General features: G+C 74.5%; 1 protein-coding gene. It reads right to left on the bottom strand.

Annotated features, from left to right (window positions below):
- Positions 1-148: 148 nt before the first annotated feature.
- The gene (locus FOE67_RS26905; RefSeq protein WP_182667426.1) at positions 149-919 is read right to left on the bottom strand and encodes an ABC transporter ATP-binding protein; all 771 of its coding nucleotides are present in this window, start codon (positions 917-919) and stop codon (positions 149-151) included.
- Positions 920-988: the final 69 nt, after the last annotated feature.

The raw sequence follows: 988 nt of genomic DNA, 5'->3' as shown, positions 1-988 counted from the left end.
GGCCAGCACGAGGCGGCGGGCGGGACGCGGCGACGCGGGGGAATCCATGGCCGTCAGCGTAGTGCGGACCACGCTCCGGCGACGTCCCCGACCGTCCGGAGGGGATCGGGGCGGGGCGCCGCACGACCGCCCCGGCCGGTCCGTTTCCTCAGGGCGTCGTGGAGGAGGGGCATCCGTCCTCCACGGGCCCGGCCCGTTCCCCCCGCCTCCCGGCCTCCGTCTCCCCGGCGGCCCCGTCGGCCGCCGGCGTGCGCACCACGGTGAGTCGCCCGTGCTCGATCCGGGCCAGGTGGTCGGCGCGGTCGGCCAGCGCGCTGTCGTGGGTGACCATCACGAACGTCGGTTCCGTCTCCCGCCGGCGGGCCTCCAACACCTCCATCACCTCGTCGCGCGTCGAGTCGTCCAGGCTTCCCGTGGGTTCGTCGGCCAGCAGCACCCGGGGCCGCTTCACCACCGCCCGGGCGATCGCCACCCGCTGCTGCTGGCCACCCGACAGCTCGCCCGGGAAGTGCCCGGCGCGATCGGCCAGACCCACCGAATCCAGCGCCTCCAGAGCCCGGGACCGGCGTTCGGTGGCCTTCGTGCCCAACGGCACCAGCGCCGTCTCGACGTTCTCCCGCGCGGTGAGGGTGGGAATGAGGTTGAAGCCCTGGAAGACGAATCCGATCCGCTCCGCCCGCAGCCGGGTCAGCCGACTTTCCGGCAGGGAGCCCAGATCGGTGCCGTCCAGCAGCACGGTGCCCCGGGTCGGCCGGTCCAACCCGCCGAGAAGCTGGAGGAGGGTGGACTTGCCGCCCCCGGTGGGTCCCTGGACGACCAGGCACCCACCGTCGGGCACGGTCAGGTTCACCTCGTGCAGGGCGGTGACGGTCGTCCGCCCCCGCGGGTAGTGCTTGGCCACGGCGGTCAGTTCGTACACGGTGACTCCGATCGGTGTGGGGCCGGGACGGCCCGGCGGAGCGGCCGATGCCGGCGCGGAGGCTGTCTC

Origin of the sequence: Streptomyces calidiresistens (assembly GCF_014141525.1) — a bacterium.
Classification (GTDB): domain Bacteria; phylum Actinomycetota; class Actinomycetes; order Streptomycetales; family Streptomycetaceae; genus Streptomyces; species Streptomyces calidiresistens.
Note: the sequence above shows the minus strand (reverse complement) of the source record. Positions and strands in the feature narration are given on the sequence as shown.